The sequence below is a fragment of the Streptomyces sp. NPDC004658 genome (genome assembly GCF_040609555.1).
Classification (GTDB): domain Bacteria; phylum Actinomycetota; class Actinomycetes; order Streptomycetales; family Streptomycetaceae; genus Streptomyces.
On record NZ_JBEXKG010000286.1, the window covers coordinates 1 to 5,321 of the forward strand.

General features: G+C 73.3%; 5 protein-coding genes. 2 read left to right on the plus strand and 3 right to left on the minus strand.

Features of this window, described 5'->3' with window-relative positions:
- Nucleotides 1-188: 188 nt before the first annotated feature.
- On the minus strand, nt 189-803 hold the full coding sequence (locus tag ABZV94_RS39910) for a PadR family transcriptional regulator (RefSeq protein WP_356349720.1): 615 nt from the start codon (nt 801-803) through the stop codon (nt 189-191).
- A gap of 74 nt (nt 804-877) precedes the next feature.
- On the opposite strand from ABZV94_RS39910, the gene ABZV94_RS39915 reads away from it, so the two are divergent.
- On the plus strand, nt 878-1,276 hold the full coding sequence (locus ABZV94_RS39915) for a nuclear transport factor 2 family protein (protein ID WP_356349721.1): 399 nt from the start codon (nt 878-880) through the stop codon (nt 1,274-1,276).
- 30 nt (nt 1,277-1,306) lie between these two features.
- On the opposite strand, the gene ABZV94_RS39920 is transcribed toward ABZV94_RS39915, so the two are convergent.
- Together ABZV94_RS39920 and ABZV94_RS39925 are read right to left on the minus strand one after the other, a co-directional pair.
- Nucleotides 1,307-2,209 carry a hypothetical protein gene (locus ABZV94_RS39920; protein ID WP_356349723.1) on the minus strand — a complete coding sequence of 301 codons (903 nt, stop codon included), beginning with the start codon at nt 2,207-2,209 and terminating at the stop codon, nt 1,307-1,309.
- 110 nt (nt 2,210-2,319) lie between these two features.
- Nucleotides 2,320-3,597, minus strand: a complete 1,278-nt coding sequence (locus ABZV94_RS39925; RefSeq protein WP_356349725.1) for a cytochrome P450 — start codon at nt 3,595-3,597, stop codon at nt 2,320-2,322.
- 354 nt (nt 3,598-3,951) lie between these two features.
- Between ABZV94_RS39925 and rho the strand changes: the two genes are divergently transcribed.
- Nucleotides 3,952-5,100, plus strand: a complete 1,149-nt coding sequence (rho, locus tag ABZV94_RS39930) for a transcription termination factor Rho (RefSeq protein WP_356349726.1) — start codon at nt 3,952-3,954, stop codon at nt 5,098-5,100.
- The last annotated feature ends 221 nt before the right edge of the window (nt 5,101-5,321 follow it).

Consider the following 5,321-nt stretch of genomic DNA (forward strand, 5'->3'; position numbering starts at 1 on the left):
CTGCCGCCGGCTCCTCGCGCACCGAGGGCCGCGCGACCGGGCCGGGCGCGACGGAGCGTCGGGCGCGGGCGGTGTCGGGCAGGGGACCGGAGCCGACGGTGGTGCAGCCGGCGACGGTCACCAGCGCCGCCACCAGCAGCGGAAGAAGTCGGCGAGGCACCCGCCCACTGTGCCGCACCCTCCCCCGGTCACGCCCCGTTCCGCGGGGGATCACCACCCTGATGAGCGATCCGCGGGGCTGACGCGGCGTCACCGCGCCGCCGCAGCACCGCGAGGACCCGCTCGCACCAGCGCAGGTTCCCCTCCTCGAAGGCGATCCCGGCCAGGAGCGTGAGGTACGGCCCGACCCGGTCCGCGGTCCCCAGGAACTCCTCCTCCGTCCGCCCGTCGAGCAGGCGCTCGCGCACCCGCCGGTAGCGGTCGAGCTTGCCGCGCGCCCAGCCCATGCGTTCCTCGATCAGCGCACGGGTGATCTCCGGGTCACCCCCGTCCATGGCCTGGACCTTGATGAGGAGTTCGTCCCGGATCGCGGTGGGCCGCTTGGGCGGCTCGGCGGCGAACGCGCCCAGCTCGGCCCGTCCGGCCTCGGTGAGCGTGAACATCCGCTTGTTGGGCCGGCGTTCCTGCTGCACGGTGCGCGCCTGGACGAGCCCCTCCCCGGCGAGGCGCTCCAGCTCCCGGTAGAGCTGCTGGGGCGTCGCGGGCCAGAAGTTCGCGAACGACACGTCGAAGGCCTTCGACAGCTCGTAGCCCGAGGCCTCGCCTTCCAGCAGAGCGGCCAGGACGGCGTACTTGAGCGACATGTGGACAGGCTACAGCCAGTTGATTAGTCTCATCCACACTTATTCAACTAGTTGCTAGCGAGTGGGGTGAGCCGATGCGCGCGTTCCGCGAGGCGGTGGAGGCCAGGGACCTGGACGCCATCGAGGCACTGCTGGCCGAGGACGTCGTCTTCACCAGTCCGGTCGCCTTCAAGCCGTACCCGGGCAAGGCGATCACCGCGGCGGTGCTGCGCGCGGTGGTCCAGGTCTTCGAGGACTTCCGCTATGTCCGGGAGATCGGCGAACCGGACGGCCCGGACCACGCGCTGGTCTTCCAGGCCCGGGTCGGCGACCGGGAGCTGACCGGCTGCGACTTCCTGCACGTGAACGAGGACGGCCTGATCGACGACCTCATGGTCATGGTCCGTCCCCTGTCGGGCGCGCAGGCCCTCGGCGAGGCCATGGGCGCGCGGTTCGAGCAGATCGTCAAGGAAGCCGAGGCGCGGTCGGCGTGAACCGCCGCGCTCGCTGCGGCACGGCGGCGGTCAGTCCGTCAGCTGCCGCAGGGTGGCCTTGGCGTCGGTCTTCAGCCAGTCGGTGACGTCGGTCAGCGCGGGCGGGTCCTTGTCCTCGTCGTACGAGGTGAGGTAGACGCTGTAGCTCATCGTGTACGTCACCCAGCCGTCCCGGACGGCGAGCGTGGCGTACCGGGAGCCGCTGGAGGACGAGCCGTTCGTGGTGTCCTGGCTGACCAGGTAGGCCTCGTCGCCGATGCCCTCGACGGAGTCGACGTCGTAACCGGTGTGACTGTCCCCGTAGTTCTTCCAGGTGGCGGTGAACTCGGGCGCGGGGTCGGTCTCCTTGTGCAGGTCCAGCTGCATGGTCAGGTAGGCGTCCGCGTAGGACGAGCCGGACTTCTTCAGGCCCAGACTGCAGTAACTCTCGTCCAGCGCCTTGTCCCTGAGCGAGGTGCGGGTCGGCGAGGAGTCGTTCTCGGTGTACTCGTCCTTGAAGGACGAGTAGTCGGCGCTGGAGCACAGGTTGGAGGGGGCCGAGTAGCCGCGCAGGTCCGCGCCGTCGCCCCGCCCGCCGACGAGGAAGACGCCGGCCGCCCACGCGGCGGAGGCCACGACCGCGCCGACGGCGGCCCACAGCACCGCACGGCCGGCCCCGCCACCGCCACCGCCACCGGCGGGCGAGACGGGCGGCACGGGCCCGTACTGGGGCGTCTGCGCGTACGGGTTCCCCGGCTGCGGCTGCCCCGGCGTGGGCTGGGCGGCCAGGGTGGGCTGCGCGTAGAACGTCCCCGGCGGGGGCGACTGCGGGTTCGGGTACGGGTAGGCCGTCGGCTGCGGCGGCACGGCCGGCTGCTGCGCGGGCTGCTGGGGCTGCGGGGGCTGCTGTGGGGGCTGGTCGGCCGGCTGCGAGGACTGCGGTGGCGTGGACATGTCGCGAAGATAGTGCACGGTTGGTGGTCAAGTCCCCCGACGTCCGGGATCGTTATGGTCTGCGGACTTCTGTTCCCCTCCCTCCGGGGGCGCGGCCGGCTCGGGGCGGGTCACCCGGCCGTGAGCCGTACCGGCAGGGCGCGCACGCTGTTGCCGACGAAACCCGCGTGCGGCGCCAAGCCGGCTTCGGGCACGGCGAGTCTCAGCGAGGGGAAGCGGGTGAACAGGCGCTCCAGGGCGACCGTGGCCTCCAGCCGGGCGAGCGGTGCGCCCAGGCAGTAGTGGGCACCGTGGCCGAGGGACAGATGCCGTACGGCGCCGGGCCGGGCGGAGCGGGTGACGTCGAAGCGGTCGGCGTCCGGGCCGTGCGCCTCCGGGTCTCGGCCGGCGGCGGAGTAGCCGGCGAGGACGGGGGTGCCGGCGGGCAGGAGCGTGCCGGCGACGGTCAGGTCCCGCACGGGGTAGCGGAAGGGGAAGTAGCTGACCGGCGCGTCCCAGCGCAGCGTCTCCTCCACCACGTCCGCCCACCCCGCGCGGCCGGCCCGCACCAGGCCGAGCTGCTCGGGGTGGGCGCACAGCGCGCGCACGGCGTTGGTGATCAGGTTGAGGGTGGTCTCGTGCCCGGCGATGATCATCAACAGCAGGGTGCCGATCAGCTCCTGCCCGCTGAGCCGGTCGCCGCCCTCGTCACGGGCGGCGATGAGCGCGCTGGTGAGGTCGTCGCCGGGCCGCGCGGCCTTCGCCTCGGCGATCTCGCCCAGGACGGCGACGAGTTCCCGGTTGGCCGCGACGGCCTCGGCCGGTGCGGTGTCGGTGGCCACGACCAGGCTGCCGAGCCGGTGCAGGCGGTCGCGGAACTCCGCATCCACTCCGAGGAGTTCGCAGATCACGCCCAGCGGCAGGGGCAGGGCGAAGTGCCACCGCAGATCGGCGACCCCGTCACCGTCGGCGGCGGCCCGGGCCAGGCCGTCCAGCAGTGACTCCGTCAACTCCTCGACGCGCGGCCGGAGTTGCTCCACCCTGCGGGGCGTGAAGGCGCGGGCGGCCAGGGACCGCAGCCGCCGGTGGTCGTCCCCGTCGGCGGTGGTCATGCCCGGCACGGTGGCGAACGTCAGCAACGGCCAGCCCTCGGCGATCCTGCCCTCGCGCAGGGCCGTGAAGTGGCGTGCGTTCTTGGCGACGCCGGGGTGCTGCAGGAACTCCCTCAGCGCCTCGTGCCCGAGTACGGCCATGCCCGCGATGCCTCCGGGCAGCTCGACCGGGGCCACGGCACCCTGGGCCAGCAGGCGGGCGTTGACGGCGTGCGGGCAGCCTCCGGCCGGCTCCAGGCGGTGCGGGGCGCGGGCGGCCGAGGTGGGCGCCGGGCGCTCCTGACGTTCCCCTGACAAGGCGAGTCCTCCTGACGTCTCCCCGAGAGGACGCCCGCCCCGGGAATAGCCCGAACCGGTGCCGTGTTGACCGGGTCACGGACGTGGTACTCCCCCGAGTGGTACCGTTCCCTCAGCACTCGTGCACGGCCACCGTGGCCGCCGGTGCAAGTTTCTCTCCTTCACGCTGATCCGTCCGCCGTTTTCCGGATGTCCGGCTCCCGGCGCGTCAGCTTCTCAGCACCACCTCGTGACGGGCCTTCCGCGCCGTACCCGAGGTGCCGTTCCCGCCGCCCGGAGGCAGGCGCAGCCGCCTCCCGCTCGCGGCCTCTCCCCCTTCTCCGTTCTGATCCGTCCGCGAAAGGACTCCACCCCATGACCACCACACTCGAACACCCGCCCCTGACCCCGCAGGCCCCGGCTGTCCCGCTCGTCACCGGTGTCCTCGACATCGACGCGCACGGGAAGGGGCACCTGAGGGCCGCGAGCCTGCTGCCCTCCCCCGCAGATCCGCAGGTCGCACCGGCGCTGATCCGCCGCCACGGGCTGCGCAAGGGCGACCTGGTCGAAGGCGTCAGGGGCGCGCAGCGGGCCCTGACCGAGGTCGCGCGCGTCAACGGACGCGCTCCCGGTGAGCTGGGTTCCCGGCCGCACTTCCGCGACCTCACCCCGCTCCACCCGCACCGGCGCCTCCGCCTGGAACACCCCGCCTCCGGCCTGGCCGGACGCGTCACCGATCTGCTCGCACCGGTCGGCAAGGGCCAGCGCGGCCTCGTCGTGGCCCCGCCGAAGACCGGCAAGACCGTGCTGCTCCAGCAGTTCGCCGCCGCCGTGGCAGGCAACCACCCCGAGTGCCGGCTGATGGTCCTCCTGCTGGACGAGCGGCCCGAGGAGGTCACCGAGATGCGCCGCTCGGTGCGCGGCGAGGTGTACGCCTCCACCTTCGACCGGCCGGCCAAGGAGCACATCGCCCTCGCCGACCTCGTCGTGGAGCGGGCCAAGCGCCTGGTGGAGGCCGGGGAGGACGTCGTCGTCCTGCTGGACTCGCTGACCCGGCTGTGCCGGGCCCACAACAACGCCTCCGCCGCCGGCGGCCGTACCCTGAGCGGCGGTGTCGACGCCGGCGCGCTGCTCGGCCCCAAGCGGTTCTTCGGCGCCGCGCGCCAGGCGGAGGAGGGCGGCTCCCTCACCATCCTCGCCACGGTCCTCGTGGACACCGGCTCCCGCGCCGACGGCTACTTCTTCGAGGAGCTGAAGAGCACGGGCAACATGGAATTGCGCCTGGACCGGGAACTCGCCGGCCGCCGGGTCTTCCCCGCCGTCGACATCGACGCCAGCGGCACCCGGCGCGAGGAACTGCTGCTCAGCACGGCCGAGTTGACGGCCGTACACGGTCTGCGCCGCGTGCTGCGCTCCCGGGAGGGCGGACCCTCCGGGCTGGAGACCCTGCTGGAGCGGCTGCGCGCCACACCCGGCAACGCCGCGTTCCTGCGGCAGGTGCGGCCCACGCTGCCGGCCGCCTGACGGGCGGCCGCGGAGCGGCCGGGTGCGGCATCCGGGTTGCCCGAACGACCCGAACGGCCCGGCCGCGTGGTGTACGCGCACCAAGTTCGTACTTTGATCATATGGTCACCGGATTCTCTTATCGCGCGGCGGTGTCGGCCTGCTCCCTCTGTGTGGCGGGCCTGCTGGCGCTCACGCCGGCCGCTGCCGCCGCCGGACCCCGGGCCGCGCAGCCCGCCGGG